At 65.1% G+C, this 16,725-nt stretch carries 13 protein-coding genes and 1 tRNA gene; 10 read left to right on the forward strand and 4 right to left on the reverse strand.

Going from position 1 to position 16,725, the window contains the following annotated elements; translation table 11 throughout:
• Positions 1 to 4: 4 nt before the first annotated feature.
• Positions 5 to 901, forward strand: a complete 897-nt coding sequence (locus tag K2Y56_RS01455) for a hypothetical protein (protein WP_292504152.1) — start codon at positions 5 to 7, stop codon at positions 899 to 901.
• Between the two features lie 11 nt (positions 902 to 912).
• Positions 913 to 2,073 carry a hypothetical protein gene (locus K2Y56_RS01460; protein WP_292504120.1) on the forward strand — a complete coding sequence of 387 codons (1,161 nt, stop codon included), beginning with the start codon at positions 913 to 915 and terminating at the stop codon, positions 2,071 to 2,073.
• Between the two features lie 33 nt (positions 2,074 to 2,106).
• On the opposite strand, the gene K2Y56_RS01465 is transcribed toward K2Y56_RS01460, so the two are convergent.
• From K2Y56_RS01465 to K2Y56_RS01475, 3 genes are read right to left on the reverse strand one after another with little or no spacing between them, the layout of a single operon-like run.
• A complete protein-coding gene (locus tag K2Y56_RS01465; RefSeq protein ID WP_292504122.1) occupies positions 2,107 to 3,450 on the reverse strand; it encodes an O-antigen ligase family protein in 1,344 nt (447 codons plus the stop codon).
• Between the two features lie 11 nt (positions 3,451 to 3,461).
• Positions 3,462 to 4,421: a glycosyltransferase gene (locus tag K2Y56_RS01470; RefSeq protein ID WP_292504125.1), complete on the reverse strand. Its 960-nt coding sequence runs from the start codon at positions 4,419 to 4,421 to the stop codon at positions 3,462 to 3,464.
• Positions 4,418 to 5,497: an endo-1,4-beta-xylanase gene (locus K2Y56_RS01475; protein WP_292504128.1), complete on the reverse strand. Its 1,080-nt coding sequence runs from the start codon at positions 5,495 to 5,497 to the stop codon at positions 4,418 to 4,420. Before K2Y56_RS01475 ends, K2Y56_RS01470 begins: the two co-directional genes overlap by 4 nt.
• 100 nt (positions 5,498 to 5,597) lie before the next feature.
• Between K2Y56_RS01475 and K2Y56_RS01480 the strand changes: the two genes are divergently transcribed.
• The 7 genes from K2Y56_RS01480 (at position 5,598) to K2Y56_RS01510 (ending at position 14,155) form a co-directional block, all read left to right on the forward strand.
• Complete coding sequence (locus K2Y56_RS01480; protein ID WP_292504131.1) at positions 5,598 to 6,956, forward strand: hypothetical protein; 1,359 nt, start codon at positions 5,598 to 5,600, stop codon at positions 6,954 to 6,956.
• A gap of 8 nt (positions 6,957 to 6,964) precedes the next feature.
• Positions 6,965 to 7,987, forward strand: coding sequence for a DUF6492 family protein (locus K2Y56_RS01485; protein ID WP_292504134.1), 1,023 nt, complete (start codon positions 6,965 to 6,967; stop codon positions 7,985 to 7,987).
• 309 nt (positions 7,988 to 8,296) lie between these two features.
• The gene (locus tag K2Y56_RS01490) at positions 8,297 to 9,100 is read left to right on the forward strand and encodes a bifunctional 2-polyprenyl-6-hydroxyphenol methylase/3-demethylubiquinol 3-O-methyltransferase UbiG (RefSeq protein WP_292504137.1); all 804 of its coding nucleotides are present in this window, start codon (positions 8,297 to 8,299) and stop codon (positions 9,098 to 9,100) included.
• Between the two features lie 7 nt (positions 9,101 to 9,107).
• A complete protein-coding gene (locus K2Y56_RS01495; protein ID WP_292504139.1) occupies positions 9,108 to 9,881 on the forward strand; it encodes a polysaccharide deacetylase family protein in 774 nt (257 codons plus the stop codon).
• Between the two features lie 354 nt (positions 9,882 to 10,235).
• On the forward strand, positions 10,236 to 11,705 hold the full coding sequence (locus K2Y56_RS01500; protein WP_292504142.1) for a GumC family protein: 1,470 nt from the start codon (positions 10,236 to 10,238) through the stop codon (positions 11,703 to 11,705).
• Positions 11,706 to 12,009: 304 nt separating this feature from the next.
• Positions 12,010 to 12,342: a hypothetical protein gene (locus K2Y56_RS01505; protein WP_292504145.1), complete on the forward strand. Its 333-nt coding sequence runs from the start codon at positions 12,010 to 12,012 to the stop codon at positions 12,340 to 12,342.
• Between the two features lie 145 nt (positions 12,343 to 12,487).
• Positions 12,488 to 14,155, forward strand: coding sequence for a recombinase family protein (locus K2Y56_RS01510; RefSeq protein WP_292504146.1), 1,668 nt, complete (start codon positions 12,488 to 12,490; stop codon positions 14,153 to 14,155).
• Here K2Y56_RS01510 and K2Y56_RS01515 read toward each other — a convergent pair.
• Positions 14,126 to 14,202: transfer RNA gene (locus K2Y56_RS01515), tRNA-Arg, on the reverse strand. The two genes, K2Y56_RS01510 and K2Y56_RS01515, sit on opposite strands and share 30 nt — an antisense overlap.
• 297 nt (positions 14,203 to 14,499) lie before the next feature.
• On the opposite strand from K2Y56_RS01515, the gene K2Y56_RS01520 reads away from it, so the two are divergent.
• Positions 14,500 to 16,725: DEAD/DEAH box helicase (locus tag K2Y56_RS01520; protein ID WP_292504149.1), on the forward strand; the 2,226-nt coding region annotated here is incomplete at its 3' end.

The following is a 16,725-nucleotide window of genomic DNA, read 5'->3' on the forward strand; positions in this document are numbered from 1 at the left end:
CCGCATGGCCCGATGGCCACCCCAATCCCCGCCAAAGCGGTCCTCGAATTTACACCTCGTCCGCGGACGCTACCGCGAAGCGCTCTCCGAGTTGATCGACCGCTATCCGCGCTCGTATTACGGCCTTGTCCATATGGGAGCTTCGAACCAGCGCCGATTCTGGCGGGAGGGCGAGATCGGCGACCTGCCCGGCGCGGCGGTGATCGAGGCGATCGCCAGCGGCCGGATGTGGCTGAACCTGCGCAACGTCGATACCGTCGACGCCCGTTACCGCGACCTGCTCGACAGTCTGTTCGGCGAGCTCGGCGACCGCGTCCCCCGCTTCTCGGGAGCGACATCTACCTGCGGTCTTCTGATCTCGTCGCCGAACGCGCAGGTCTATTACCATTGCGACCTGCCCGGTCAGCATCTCTGGCAGATCGAGGGCCGCAAGAAGGTCTACGTCTATCCCTCCGCGCCGCCCTTCGTCTCGCCCGAGAACCTCGAAGACATCGCTCTCTTCGACGTTGAGGTCGATATGCCCTACGCGTCCTGGTACGACGACTACGCGCAGGTCTTCGAACTGGCGCCGGGCGAGATGCTGACCTGGCCGCTCAACGCGCCCCACCGCGTCGAGAACCTCGACTGCCTCAATGTCTCGATGACCGTCTCGTTCACGGACGAGACGATCCGCCGGCTGCAGAAGGTCAACCTCGCCAACGGCCTCCTGCGCCATCGTTTCGGCTACGCCGCGAAGGATCGTGCCATCGCTGGCCCCGCCTACTGGTCGAAGGCCATTCTGCAGAAGGCCCTTCGCGAAAGCAGCTGGGTCCGGCGCGAGCGCAAGACGCGGCGGGCAGTCGATTTCCGGCTCGACCCATCACGGCTCGGGCAGATCGTCGAGCTTCCGGTGGTCGGATGAGCGGGTCAGGGTTGATCTCCCTCACGGCGACGGTCCAGTCCGCGGGACGAGGGCCTTGTGCGCTAGCAGAGGCCCAGCCGGCGCACCGGAGCCTGCACCTGCTTGGCGGAGGCGGAATCTCATGCGGTATCGGCGATTTCAGCCGGCTCCTTCTCGAAACCCTGGAGCAGGACGGGGCGGGCGGCCATGCTGGCCTCACCATCGAGCCGCGCGATTTCCCTCTCGCGCGAGTCTGGAAGGCCATCGGCGAAGCCGATGCAGTGGTCGCCAATTTCCCACTGGTCGCGTGGAAGCGCGCCCTGTTCGGCCCTGTCGCCGCCTTCGCCCTCGCGGCGATCCGCGGGCGTCGACGTCTCGCCATCCTCCACGAGTGGCAGGGCATGCACCGGCTGCGCCGCCTTGTCCTGCGGCCAGTCCTCGTCCTCTCGAACCGTATCGTCTTCGTCTCGCCGCAGGTGCGGGAAGAGCTCGCGGCCGATCCGTTCGTTGGGTTCCTCGCTTCTCGCGCCGCCCTGATGCCGCTGCCGCCCAATCTCGCCAGCCCCGATGCGACGGCCGGCAGCGCCCTGCGCGACCGCCTCGTCGCGGCCCGGGACGAGGGCCGGCTCGTGCTGGGCCATTTCGGCTCGATCTATCCGGGCAAGCAGCCGGAAGCGATGCTCGACATCGCCGCTGCCCTCAAGGCGCGCGGCGCACGGCCGCTCCTCGTTTTCATTGGGTCCTTCATCAAGGGCTTCGACGGCATCGAGAACATCTTTCGCGAGAAGGTCGCCGCGCTTGGGCTCGCGGACGACGTCGTGGTCTCGGGCTACGTCGCGTCAGCGGCCGAGCTCTACGGATTGTTCGAGACCGCCGAGGCCTTTGCGTATGTCCTGCCCGAGGGGCTGACCGCGCGCCGCGCCAGCGTGCTGGCCTGCGTCCAGGCCGGGCGGCCGGTCGTTGTGACCGCGCCGGCGCGGGCGGACGAGTTCGATCACCATCCCCGCTTCCGCGATTTGCTCGACAGCGGCGCGATCGTCCTCGCCCCCGCCGGGTCCTGTCCGGACGATTATGCCGACCTCATCCTCGCCGCCCGGCACCGCCCGACAGCTAAGCCCGATCTCGACAAGTTGGCATGGTTCGACGACGCGGCGGGAGCGCTCCGCTCCCTGATTCTGCCACTCCCGTCGTGAGGGCCGCCGACGCGGCTTAGTTATGGCGCGAGGTCAGCGCGTCGCGAAGCGGGCGAGATAGCGCAGGCCGAAGACGGCGAACAGGAACGTGATCCATATCGGGTCGGCCCGATCGTAGAAGAAGCTCTCCATGCATGAGAGCAGCAGGCCGAACAGCCAGATCTGCAGAAACATCGTCGCCAGCGGCGTCGCCTCGCCGCCATCGGCTGAGGCCCGCTGATGGTCCTGCAGAGGTGCCAGCACGAGGACGAGCAGCGTCAGCACGAGGCCAACGCCGCCAAGGGTGAGGAGCGTGTCGACGTAGCCATTGTGACTGTGCGCGGCGTAGCCGGCCCATGTATTACCGTCGTCGGAGACCTCGCGCACAGTCTGCCCGCCCCAGAAGGCCGCGAACCCGTACCCTGCGATCGGGCGCTTACCGATCTCCTCGATCGCGAACCGCCAGATCATGGTGCGGCCGGTGAAGGTCGCATCGACGGGAAGCGCGGCGACCATGGCGGAGATTCTGTCGCTGACAACGGTGCCGACGCTGAGAACGTTGAAGAGCAGCACCGGCCCCAGCGTGAGAAGCACCCGCAGGGGAAAGGCGCGCACCACGCCAAAGGAGGCGGTGATCGCGAACACGACGAGGCAGAGCGCGAAGGCGCTCTTGCCTTCACAGCCGACGAGGAACACGCCCGCCGCGATCGCGATGGCGGCTCCCGAGACACGCCCGCCCGACCTAAATACGCCGACGCCGAGGAACAGCATCATCGCCATCACGGCCGCGGCGGCGTTCTTGTGCCCGAATGTGCCGCGCCAGTTCCCGGCCAGAGCCGGCTCCAGGTAGTCCCTCGGCTGGTGGATCGCATATTCGGGCATCAGCACGAGCCCGGTATAGCAGGCGGCGAGCAGGATCAGGGCCGCAGCGGCCAACAGGTTGCGCAGCTCCTCGCGCGAACGCGGCAGCAGCAGCAGGCATGCGGTGACAACGACGACGGCGGCGGTGAGGAAGAGGCGCTTGGCCGACGTCACGGGGTCCTGCGACAGGACCACGCTCAGGCAGAGCCATGCCGCAAGGGCCAGGGTCGCGGGCGACAGGCAGGCGAGCAGCGCGCGGCGATGGCTGGCAAAGACTAAGACGAACGCCGTCGCGGCCAGGATGCCGAAGGTCGCGTAGGTCAGGCCCTCTTGCCCCGTCACTATGTTGGCGAGGTCAAGATCCGACAGACTTTGGAACGGCTTGAGCGAGATCCATGCGATCAGCAACGCCGCGATGAACACGACCTGCCGGGCGACGCGCCCCGCGGGCACCTGGCCGGCGCGATTCAGCAGGTGCCGGAGGAGCGCCGCATTACCGCCGCTACCCTCCGAGCGGGGACGGCGAGCGGGCGGCATCGCAGCCGGGTTCATCGAGCGGCCGGGGCGCGATAGGGCTGTGGCTCGATCCCGACCGCGGCGAGCCAGCGGCCGGCCACGATCAGGATCGGGTTGATCGCGATCCTGACGTCCCGGGTCCCGGCGAGGAGCCGCAATGCGCGCAACAGGGCCACGGGAATCATCGCCACCGACTTGAGGCCGATCCCAGCTCGCCCGGCGAGCCCCTCGGCGTGCTTGCACTCGATTCGGTAATTGATCGCGCCGGTGCGCAACGCCCGCGCCGCAAGCCAACCCAACGTGGTGCGCAACGGCGGCACCGTTTCGGTGATAATCGCCTCCGCCACCCAGTGGAACCGCACCTGGGCGCGGCGAGCGCGGGCGAAGAAGTCGGCGTCGCCGCCGCCGAGAAAGTTGTAGCCGACATCGAAGGCCGGCAGCCCGAGTCCTTCGAAGGTCTCTCGTGTGACAAGACAATTGCCGCTGCCGTAGATGAGCGGCACTGGTCCGCTCTCTGTGTAGGCCGGCAGGAAGGCAGGATGGCAGGCAAGGCCGGGCTTCGCCTCGCGGCCTAGACTGAGCCAGACCGGACCACCGACCACTCCCGCACCGCTCGCCTCCGCCGCCCCTACCATCCGGGCGAGCCAGTCCGGTTCGGCGACCTCGTCGTCATCAATCATCAGGAAGAAGCGGGCGTCTGGATAGGCGGCGAGCGCCGTGTCGAACGCCGTATTGATGGCAAAGACGTTGCCCTGGCGCGACTCCGTCACGCAGAGCCCGCTCAGCCGGCCACCCACCAGATAGGCTTCGGCTACCGCCGATCCCTGCATCGGCGCAGGCTCGTTCTCGACCACGACCACCGCGAAGGGCCGGTCGAAGCTCTGCGCCACCAGGGAGTCGAGGGTCCGGGCGAGATGCTCGGGTCTGCGGAAGGTCGGCACGCAAACGACCGTCTCAATGATGCGTGCGGCGTCCGTCTCGGTCCGAGTCATGAAGCCATCCTAGAGAACTGTTCGAGCACCGCCATGAAAGGCTTTGGCCGCATTTGCGCATCGAGGGGGAGCGGCCGGTTCGGAAGGGCGTCAGAGCGGGTGAAGTACATCGGGACCCAGGTGTAGCGGTCGCTGATGCCCCAGGTGAGGATCGCGCTCGGCGGCGTCACCTCGGCAACCGTGTTAAGGAAGCTGCGGGCGCATTCCGCCACCCGCGCGTCACGAACCTCGATCGCTCCCGGAAGGCTCGCGTCGATCACGTCGAGCTCGGTCACGAGCACGTCGAGGCCGAGCACCCGCACCTCGCGCAGGAAGGTCTGCAGCCCGTCGCGGTCGATCTCGCGATCGGCGAGGAGATGGCCCTGCAGGCCAATCGCGTGGATCGGGACGCCCCGTTCCACCAGATTACGCGCGATATGCAGGAGCGCGGCGCGGCGCGCGGCAAAGCGGGCACCTACAAACTCGACGTCGTACTCGTTGAGGACGAGCCGGGCATTGGGATCAGCCGCCGCGGCGGCGCGGAAGGCGATCGCGATGTAGTCCGCCCCGAGCCAGCGGGTCCAGGCGAAGGGCCGCAGGTCGCTGACAGTGGCGGGCTTCTCGGGAACAGCCTCGTTTACCACATCCCACGACACGATCCGGCCGGCATAACGGGACACAACCGTTTCGATATGGTGCACGAGGGTGCGCTCCGCCTCGGCGCGCGACGCGATAGCCTCAGTCCAGGCCGGCATGGCACCGTACCAGGCCAGCGTGTGCCCGCGCAAATCGATGCGATGGCGATCCGCGAAAGCGGCGATGATGTCGGCGTCGGTGAACCGGAACTCCGTCGCGCTCGGTCGCAAGTCCGACCACTTGAGAGAGCCCTCCGGCACGATCAACCGGCACCGCGCCGCGAGGGCGGCGGCGTAGGCCGCGTCCGCCGCAAGCGCGTCCGCTCGCACGGCCGCCCCGTATCGGGCGCGCCGGACACCGGATTGCGCGTTCGCCCCGTTCAGCGAGGCGATGGCCGCGGTCGCGACCCCGGCCAGAGCGCCCGTCACGAGCGTTCGACGTGTCGGCAGGAACTGTGTCATCTCGAAACCATGGCGGCCCTCGCCGTTCCCGGTTTGCAAGAACCGGCCCGCCGGGGCGGATCGCCTTCCGCCTTGGCACGCGGATCGCTCATCCTAGCCCATGACCGACACCCCGTCCCCCATTGCGAGCCTGATCGGCACAGATCGCGACGCAGATCGTACCAAGACGGGACGGCGTCCCGGTCCCGGGCGTTTCGCCGAGCACTGGGCAAGGCACCGGCAGACGATCATCGGTTACAGCCAGCTGCTCGCTGGGACCGGCGGCCGACTCGGCCTCCAGGTGGTCTACTTCTTCGTGCTCGCGAATACGCTAAGCTTGAGCGAGATGGGCGTCTTCGCCTCAGTCTCGGCGGCAGGTGTGCTAATCGGGTGCCTCGCTGGTTTCGGGTTCCAGTCATTCGTCATGCGCTCAGCGGCCTCGCGCCGCGCGGTGCTCGGCGGTTATCTTGCCGCTTACTACGTTTGCTTCGCCCTCGCTCTGCCGATCATGCTCGTCCTGGCCGGCCTTCTCTACGTCATGGTGTTCCAAGCCGTAATCGCGCTCCCGGGCTACCTCGCGATCATTGTTGTCGAGGTGGCGTTGTGGCGCCAGATCGAGCTACTCGTGCAGGTTAATAACGGCCTCGGCCGCTTCGGCGCGGCCGCCACGGTGGTGTCATTGCCGGTCGGCTTCCGCGCGGGCGCGGCTCTGGCGTTCTGGGCCGCCGGCGGCGGCGATGCGGAGACCTGGAGCGCGTATTACCTCGTCGGAAACGCGATCGCGGTCGTGCTCCTGGTGGTGGCGTTCCATCCGCGCACCCGCCTGCGCTTCCGGCCCGCCCTGCTCCTTGGGAAGCTGCGCGACGGGCTGCTCTACGCCGTCTCCTACTTCATGTTCCTGGCCCAGGGCGAGATCGACAAGATCGTCATCCTGTCGCTGGCCGGCGAGCGCATGGCAGGCATCTACGCCATCGCGATGCGGCTCATCGACTTCACCGGGGTGCCGCTTCGCCCGATGTTCATGATGTACTCGCGCAAGCTGATCCAGGCAGGCCGGGCGACCCGGCAAATGGTGCGCGAGATCATCAAGGTCGAGGCGATCATCGCCCTGGTCTCGACCGGCGGTCTGCTCGCGATGGTGGCGGCCCTCCACGTCTTTCCGGGCCTGCTCGGCTCCAACGTCTCGGCGGCTTACGGGATGCTCGCAGTCCTCATCGCGGTTCCGGCTGTGAAGAATCTGCTTGAGTTCCATGGGGAACTCTTCTTTGCCTTCGGCAGCATGTCCCTGCGCGCGGCGGTCACGGCCGGGATCGTCATGGTCAAGGCCGCCGCCGTGGCGCTGCTCCTGATGGCGATGCCGAACCCCAACCAGTGGAGCACATGGCTCAACGCAATCTTCATTGGCATCTATGCGATCTCTTTTATCGCGGTTTACGGCCTCTTGACCAGGAGTGCTGTCTCCAAGAGCACCTCATCATGAGAGTGGGGGTGACTGGAACGACCGCGAGCGACCTCAAGATACGACCGATCCCCCTCACCGACGCACGATCGACAGAGGCGAGCATGCAGGGCAACATCGCCACACAGGGAGGCCGACCGGAAACCGTGGGCCTGATCACATTGAGCTATCGCGGCGATCTCGAGCGCTGCGCTCTTCTTTTCGAGAGCATCGACCGCCACCTGCCCGGACGTGGCCAGCACTACGTCATCGTCGACGATCAGGACGTGGAGCATTTCGCGCGCTTCCGGACGAGCGACCGGCAGATCCTTCCCAAATCGCGGTTCCTGCCGCGCTGGCTCCGGCCGGTCCCGCTCCTGCGCTGGCGTCGGCGGCGATACTGGTGGTCCCTCCATGGCAAGCCGGTGAGCGGCTGGCATGTTCAGCAGTTCGTCAAGATCGCGGCCGCGCGAAGCCTGCGGGAGCAACGCTTCTGCCTCATAGATTCCGATGTGTGCTTCTTCCGAGACTTCGACCTTCGAGCGGTCGCGGAGCCCAATCCGACGCCACTGCACATCCATCCGAAGGGCGTCACCGTGCAGCGGCCCCGTCACATGCTTTGGGTCGCCACGGCGAGCCGGCTACTGGATCAGAAGGAGCCGGAGCTGCCGACCGACGACTACATCGACCAAATCATCATCTGGGACCAAGCCACTGTGCAGGCCATGATCGCGCGCATCGAGGCCGTGACAGGCCGCGGGTGGGTCGAGGCCTTGTGCCAGCACCGGAACTTCTCGGAATACATGATCTACGGCGCATTCGTCGCGAACACGCCATCTGCCCTCGCGAGCCATCGGCCGACCACGCAGAGCTTCTGCCGGACGCATTGGGACGCCGATGCCCTAAGCGTTCCCGATATGCTTGCGTTGCTTCGATCGTCCAGCGATGCCGAGCGGGCCCTATGCATCCAATCGTTCGGGTCGACACCTGTCTCGGCTGTCCGCACGAGTCTCGAATTATTTTATTCCGCGCGTCACAGAGAAATAAAGGAAACCGAGCCGGAGGCGGCATGAAAGACAATGGTTTTCATGTCGAATAAATGCGCTGTTCGCGAAGGGCTGCAATTTATGACGACGATTTCCGCCGAGAACCGCCGCTATACAGGAAAAGGTAACCTTTTTCTTGCATCACCGGCGACGACAGTAGGAAGTGCTTCGCGCAACGTCCGCTCGACGCCCATTCCGACGGGAGCTTGATTCATGCAGCAAGCGCTTCGTAAAAATCTCCTAAGATCCGCAGCCTCCTTCCTCCCAATGAGTGGCGACGTTCGTTGCGCCCCCATTGGATCATCTGTGCAGTCGAACCTGAGGGGATCGCGGGGCATGGCGCATGATGTTGCTCCAGTGAATCTGGTCCTGCTTTCGCAAGACCTGCATCAGGACACCGCACTTCCGGCCGGCGAAGCCGGTAGGAGCCTAGCCAGCGTCCACGCCACGCTGAACGACCTCCTCCCGCTTGGCGAGATTGCGATCTACGAGGCCGGGGGCGGGGCATCCTCGTATCTACCGGCCGGCTTGCTGCGGCGGTCGCGCGTGACCGTGGTCGACATCGATCCGGCTCAGATCGCGAATAATGGGTACGCCGAAACTCGGATCTGCGATGACGTACAGACGCATCGTCTGCTGCCGGACAGCATCGACCTCGTGACCTGCTACAACGTGATCGAGCACCTGCCCGACGTCGAGGCTGCGCTGAGCCGCTTCGCCGAGGCGGTTCGTCCGGGCGGGCTCATCCTCATCGGGGCGCCCCATCCGCGCTCGCTGAGTGGCCTCGTGACGAAGTACTCGCCGCACTGGTTCCACGTGTGGTTCTATCGCTATATCCGCGGCCATGCCCGAGCCGGCGAGCCCGGCGAGCCCCCGTTCCCGGTCCATTACCATCCCCTCGTCCTGCCGCAGCGCCTAAAAGCCTTTATGGCACGGAAAGGCTTCGAGACCGCCTACGAGCGCGTCTACGAGAGCCCGCGCTTCGCGGAATTACGGGTGCGGCACCGGGCGCTCGCCGCCCTCGTCGATGGTGCAACGTGCGTCATGAACGCCCTGCTCGGCAATCGCGTGAACTTGCGCCACGGCGATTACCACCTCGTCATGCGCAAGCGCGCGACCGCGCTGCAGAATGTGGTGTGATCGCCAAATGAGGGTGCCCGCAGACAAGGACGTCGCGGACGACGTCCCGCTGCTGGCACGCTTATCCCATCGCGTGGCGATGCACTTTCGGACGGCGCCGACGACGCTTGCCTGCGAGACGCCCCTGGTCAGCCTGACCTTCGACGACGCCCCGCTATCCGCCTGCACGGCGGGAGCCGATCTGCTTGGGGTTTATGCCGCGGCGGGCACCTACTACATCGCTGGTGGTCTGATCGGCAGCCGGCATGCCCACTGGGAGTTGGCCGACGACGAGAGAATCGCCCGGCTGCATCGGGACGGTCACGAAATCGGTTGCCACACCTACTCGCACGCCTTCCTGCCGAGTCTTTCTCCGAGCGAGATCGCCGATGAGGCAAGACGCAATGTGGACCGCCTTCGCGAGATCGTGCCTGGACTCAGCATCGAGAGCTTCGCCTTCCCCTTCGGCTACGCCTCACTGGCTGCCAAGCGCGCCTTGCGGGGGATCTACCGTTCGAGCCGCGGCATCATGCCGGGGCTGAATGTCGGTCGCGTCGACCGCTATTTCCTGAAGGCGCTTCCGCTGATCGAGGGGCGGATCGATGCCGATGGCATCGCGAGAGCAATGGACGATGCTCTGGCTCGCAAGGGATGGCTGATCTTCTATAGTCACGACGTCGCCATCCGCCCCAGCGCCTATGGCTGCTCGCCGACCCTGCTTGAGGCTACCCTGCGGGCCGCGGCGGCGCGAAATATACCCTGTGTCGGCATCGTGGAAGGTCTGCGCCGCGCAAGGGCGTGATGTCGGGTCCCGTTAAGGCCACCTAGCTCGACGTCGGTCCGCGAGCACGCGCGGCGACCTTTGCCCGCCCGTTCGGACGTCCTCGCCAAGATACTTCATAAACCATTCGTATAGGCGACCCGATGCCTCGCCGCTCCCAGCACAGTCCTGGTGTGCCGGTTGCGACCTGACCTCCGCCGCCGCTGCCGGACCCGTTGGATGCGCCATTCCGAGGCAGATCCGTTCGAGACCGGCACTGGCGACCCAGATCGGCACCTGTGCCGATCTTGGATCCGCGTGGGAGCCGAGATGCTGGTCTACGACACCACCTCTTCAGATGTTCGGCCGCCGGATGACAGGGTTAAGGCCGTAGCGATGCCCGCCCGTACAATCGGCGCCTTGTTCGTGCTCCTGCGCCGACGTGCGCCCTGGATCCTCGCAGGGGCGATCGCCGCCACTCTCGCGGCCTTCCTCGGCGGCAAGGCGCTGACGCCCCGCTACAGCGCGGAGGCGCAGCTCTACATCGACCCGCGCGACCTTCACCTCTTCGACAAGGAGCTGACGCCCGGCAACCAGGACTCCGCCGGCCTCCTCACGATCGTCGAGAGCCAGGCACAGGTCATCACCTCGAACAGCGTCCTGAAACGGGTCGTCGAGCGTATGGATCTCGACCGCGATCCTGAATTCACCGGGAGAGGACCAAGCCTCCTCGAACGGTTGGGGCTCGCATTTGCCTCCGAAGCGGATCCGGCCCGGGACAGCGCGGTGGTGCTCGAAGCCCTGAAGAAGCGCGTCTCGGTCGGGCGTGCCGGGCGCACTTTCATCGTCGACGTTGGGGTCTGGTCGGTCGACGCGGACAAGGCTGCACGGCTCGCAAACACCATCGTCGCCGCCTACCTCGCTGAGGACCGTGCGAGACGTGCCGAGGCGGCGTCCACCGCGAGCGCCGGCCTGACCGCCCAGCTCGCCGAGCTGCGCCGGGCGGTGGTCGCCGCCGAGGATCGCGTTCAGGCCCACAAGATCGCCCACGACCTCATCGGCACCCGCGACACCCTGGTGACAGATCAGCAGCTGACACAGCTTAATGCCCAGCTCTCGGCAGCGCGCGTCCGCGTCAGCGATGCGCAGGCCCGATTCGAGCAGTTTCAGCGTCTACAGGCCGCCGGCCTCGACCAGGGCGCGACGGTCGACGCCCTGGCCTCGCCGACCATCGGTACGCTGCGCAGCCAGTATGCCGAGCTGAGCCGGCGGCAGACGGAGCTGCTGCACGACCTCGGACCGCGCCACCCTCAAGTCACGGCGATCGCGCCGCAGGTGCAGCAGGTACGTCGCCTCATCGACCAAGAGGTGGCGCGTTACGGCCAATCCGCCCGTAACGACGTGAACAGGGCGCAGGCCAACGTCGCGGCGCTCGAGCGCAGCTTCGAGCAGGCTCAGCGCAAGACCACGAGGATTGGTGAGGCGTCGATCGAGTTGCGCCAGCTCGAGGGCGACGTCGAGGCGAGTCGCAACATCTACCAAGCCTTCCTCGTCCGTGCCCGCGAGACCGGCCAGCAGGCCAGCCTCAACATCGGCAACGCCCGCGTCATCACCACGGCGATGAAGCCGCTGACCCGCAGCTTTCCGCCTTCGGCCCGCGTCTTGGCTCTCCTCGGCTTCGGTGCTGGGCTTCTCCTGGCCACGGCGATTGTTATCGCCCAGGAATTCTTGCGCAGCGACATGGTCGCGACCGAGGCAGAGGTGGTACAGCCGCCTCCGGAACCGACCCAGACATCGCGTATCAATGCCGGAGCGATCGTCCCCTTCGGTGGTACCGCCCCGGCTCATCAGGGGAGGATGCGTTGAACGGCCATCCCCAGGCTTTTCACTCGAACTGCCTAGAAGCAGACGATCCGAAGGCCTGCTTAGGGTCAGGATTTTCCGTTGAAATTGGCGCGCGGCACCCATTCTGCGGGCCGGTTTTCAAGCGACTTGCAACCGCGACCGGCTTGAGCGACCTTAGCGGTGCACGCCGATTTGCATGACCCCGCTGGCGGGGTGAGCAGATCGGCGTGCCGCGCCGGGGAAGGTGAGGAAAACCTTCCCGCGCTGGCCGGCGGCCAGCCCCGGATGCGTAGGCCGCCGGTCAGTGCGGGACCTCACGGCATGCGTGGCGGACGAGACCTCAGCTCCGCCGGCGGCTCGCGCATCTCGCGCATCACAGCCGGCAGGACGATCGGGCGCGGTAGCCGGCGCCGGAGAGAACAAGCCGGGTCGTCCCGTCGCCAAGCTGGCGCCGGGCCTGAAGACCCGTGTCCAGGGCTTGGCCGGATCGGGCAAGCCGCCGTTCACACGCAATCGGGCCCCGGCTTGCGCCCATCCCGACCTTCGCGTCGTCGATGATCTGCCGCGACCCGTACCGGTTGGCCGCGCCGAACTCGACGTGCTGGAGATGTATCTCGGCCCCGCCCTCGACGCACTCCTGCGCGCGATGAAGCCGTGATCATGCGCGCCCTTTCCCTGCCCGCCTTTGAGGTGGGCAAGACCGCTTGTGGAGGACGTGCGAGCGACTCTTGCTGCCGAGTCGCGAACCGCGCAGCCTTTTCGCCACCGACGAAGCTTGCCGTTCCGATGCTCAGGTGCGCCCGATGACCCATCACACCCGCAAGGCGCGCTTCGTGCCGGCCATCGAAGGACCGCAGCGCGTCGGCTGCTACCTGCGTGTTTCGACCGGACGCCAGGCCGAGAGCGACCTCTCCATCCCCGATCAGCGCATGCAGGTTCACGCCTTCTGCGCCGCCAAGGGCTGGCCGGTGGTGGGCGAGTACGTCGAGCCCGGCGCGTCGGCCACCGACGACAACCGCCCCGCGTTCCAGAAGATGATCGAGCGCGCGAGTGATGACGACCACCCCTTCGACGTGATCCTCGTCCACTCCTACTCGCGCTTCTTCCGCGACAGTTTCGGCTTGGAGATGTACGTGCGCCGCCTGGCCAAGGCCGGCGTGCGGCTGATCTCAATCACCCAGGAGCTCGGCGACGATCCAGCCCAAGTAATGATGCGGCAGGTCATTGCGTTATTTGATGAATATCAGTCCAAGGAGAATGCTAAGCACGTTCTGCGTGCAATGAAGGAGAACGCGCGGCAGGGCTTCTACAACGGGGCGCCGGTGCCGCTCGGCTACACCGTCGTCGAAGTCGAGAAACGCGGAGCTCGGATCAAGAAGCGGCTTGCCGTCGACGCGGTCGAGGCGGAGACGGTCGGACTGATCTTCCGCCTCTACCGCCATGGCGACGGCTCCTCTGGTCCGCTCGGGGTCAAGGCGGTCACCTGCTATCTTAACGAGGGCGGCTACCGCACCCGAGCCGGCGCCCGCTTCGGGATCGCCACGATCCACGGCATCCTGACGAACCGCGTCTATATCGGAGAATGGGTGTTCAACCGGCGCTGCTCGAAGACGCTCGCCGAGAAGCCGAAGGCCGAGCAGATCCCGATCACGGTCCCGGCCATCATCGCGGTGGCCGAGTTCGAGGCCGTGCAGGCGACGCTGAAGGCGCACAACCCGCGCACGACGCCGGCCCGCGTGGTGACCGGTCCGATCCTGCTGACGGGTCTTGCCACCTGCACGACCTGCAACGGGCCGATGACGCTGCGCACCGGCACCTCGAAGTCCGGCCATGTGCACAAGTACTACAGCTGCTCGACGCATGGCCGGCAGGGCAAGACCGGCTGCACAGGCCGCTCGATCCGGATGGACACGCTCGACACGCTGGTGACCGATCACCTCGTGACGGAACTGCTGCAGCCCGACCGTCTCCGGGAGACGCTGGCTTCGCTGTGGGTGCTGCGTGCCGAGAAGGCCGGACAAGTCGACGGGCGGGTCGCGGCACTGCGCAGCGAGGTCACCGGCGCGGAAGAAAAGCTGACGCGGCTCTACCGGATGGTCGAGGAGGGGGTGACCGATCTCGACGAGATCCTGAAGGGCCGGCTCGTGGCGCTGAAGCAGGAGCGAGACCGAGCGAAGGCAGCGCTCGACCGAATCCACATCGCTGAGCGCCCACCCGTCGAGATCGCGCCGGAGCTGATCGAGCAGTTCGGCCGGCTGATGCGGGAGAACGTGACGACGGGTGAGATCCCGTTCCGGAAGGCGTGGCTTCAGGCGATCGTCGACCGGGTCGAGGTGAGCGCCGACGTCATCCGCATCATCGGCGATAAGGCCAGCCTCGAGACCGTCATCGCTGGCGCCGGCTCATCGGCCGAGCTGGGTGTTCGCAGTTCTGTACGGAAGTGGCGCACCCGACACGATTCGAACGTGTGACCTTTGCCTTCGGAGGGCAACGCTCTATCCAGCTGAGCTACGGGTGCTGACCGTGAGCGTGGAGTAGCCCAAGCCGGTCGCGCATGCAACGGGTCGCGGAAGGCAGTCGGTGGCCTCAAGGGCTCCGACGGCAAAGGTCACACGTTCGAATCGTGTCGGCTGCGCATGGTGGAGAGGACAGGGTAGGGCTGCTCGTGCGCCGGCATTAGGCCGCCACTAGGGTGGTTCATAACACTCGTCGATGAGACTGAATGAACCTGGGGATGAACCATGAGCGGGTGGACCCCGCTGATCCCACAGACGTTCTCTGGAGCCCATACCGAACCGATGGCGACGGACCTCAAATGGCAAAGCCCAAGACAGCGAAAGTCGCTTTTGAAGGCGAGCATTCGGTCGCCACACCACTGATACCAACAGGCGCGCTGGCGGTTGCACTCTTAGGGTTTGTAAGCGCTGGCCGACCACTAATCTACGTGGCTCGTAGGTCTGACAACTTAAGTGAAATTGCCGATGTATTACAGGCGCTTGGTCCCGAAAGAATGGTCGCGATCTACCCAGAATGGGATTGCCTGCCCTTCGACCGCGTTTCCCCGTCGCGCGGCGTTATGGGTGTGCGGGCCGGCGTGCTGCGCTGGCTGACCGACAAGGACAACCTGCCCGACCTCGTCTTGACCACAGCAGCAGCCCTCCTGCAACGCGTGCCCCCGCCCATAACCTGGGCTTCGACACGTTTCGAGTTTCGGATTGGCGACAGCCTCGATTTGGAGGCGGTCAGCGTGCAACTGAAGCGGTTGGGCTATGTCTTTGATGATCGCGTCGACGAACCCGGAGAGGTAGCGATCCGGGGGCGCACTATAGACGTATTTCCGGCGGCTGCGTCTCTTCCCTGCCGCATCGAGCACGATGAAGCTCGCGTCACCGCTATCCGCTCTTACGATCCGGTATCTCAGCGATCGTTGGTCGATGCTGAGGTGCTAGTGATTGATCCAGCGAACGAGATCATTCTCGAACCTGGATCTGACGAGTCGCTCAAACCATTCACCGGTCAGGAACACCAACTCTCCAGATATTACACATCCCTTTCTACGGTGCTCGACTACGTCCCTGACGCGCGCCTCGTTGTCGAGGCTGGAGCGGAAGACCATGTCGCTGATTTCCTTGAGCAGATTTCGGAACCAGAACAGGGCGATGCTTTCTCGTCGTCTCAGACTGCTCGCGAAAGGGAAGTTACAGAACTCTATTTGACTGACCGGGAATGGAGTTCGCTTATTGCGAAGCACCTTTTCACGAATGCCGTCCAAGATGAGGCCGAAAATCTGAAAACCCAGTCTTTTGTCCACGAAAGGAGGCCCGAAGTTGCCTTCGCCAAGGCTATACAAGCCCGTTTGAAAGCCGGCGATCGTATTGTGCTGACTGGCCCCAAACGTCCGCTGAGGCGGCTGGTGCGGGCAGCGGATGAAGTCACTGAAAACAGTGTGCGGCTGATCGATGCTTGGGGCGATGTCGCCACTGCTGTTCCTGGTGAGATCTTAGCGATCGAAGCGCCAATTAATGCCGGATTCTACGTGCCAGAGGCAAATGTGACAGTGTTTGCCGCAGCCGATCTGTTCGGAGCAGTCGGCACAGTGAGCAAGAGGAGCTCGGCCTGTCTGCCGATTGGTGAAATCGAGCTACGCATTGGGGATGTCGCGATCGATCGCGATCACGGTCTTTGCGTATTCGAGGGACTGGAGGAAATCTGTGCAGGAGAGGGGGGTGGAAATACAGAGGATGCTCTCCGACTTCGCTTTGCTAATGATGCCATCCTCATGGTCCCGGTGTGCCAAGCCGACCGTATCTGGCGCTATGGCTCTGAGCCGGATGCCGTCTCGCTTGACCGGCTTGACGGCGGCACGTGGGATCGTCGTCGGCTAGAGGCGGAAGCAGCCCTGGCAAAAGCCGCGCGCGTGATGCTGAATGCCGCACAGGAGCGCAGGAAACTAGCTGCTCCGAAAATCGTAGCTCCTGAGCGCAAGATGGAGCGATTTGCCGCTGGTTTCGGGTATCCACTCACAAGCGATCAGGCGCAAGCAGTCCATGATGTTTTGGCCGATCTTGCTCAAGAGCAGCCAATGGACAGGCTGGTTTGCGGCGACGTTGGTTTCGGCAAAACAGAGGTCGGCTTGCGAGCTGCGGCCGCCGCGATCTTTGCAGGCCGGCAAGTTGCTGTCATGGCACCGACGACTGTGCTCGTGCGCCAGCACGTTGAAGCCTTTCAACGACGCTTTGCACGCTTCGGCATCAAGGTTGCTCAGCTGTCACGTATCGTCGCTCCTGGTGAAGCTAAGCGCGTGAAGCAGGGGTTGGCCGACGGCACAATTCGCATTGTTGTCGGCACTCAGATTCTTGCTGGAAGAGGAGTAAGCTTCCAGGATCTGGGCCTCGTCATCATCGATGAGGAGCAACGCTTTGGTGCGAAAACCAAAGCCAGCCTTCGCGCTATAGCCGAGACTGCTCACGTTCTCACATTGAGTGCGACACCGATCCCCCGCACCCTCCAGGCTGCAATGGTTGGGTTGCAAAGTCTTAGC

Origin of the sequence: Methylobacterium sp. (assembly GCF_019745455.1) — a bacterium.
Taxonomy (GTDB): domain Bacteria; phylum Pseudomonadota; class Alphaproteobacteria; order Rhizobiales; family Beijerinckiaceae; genus Methylobacterium.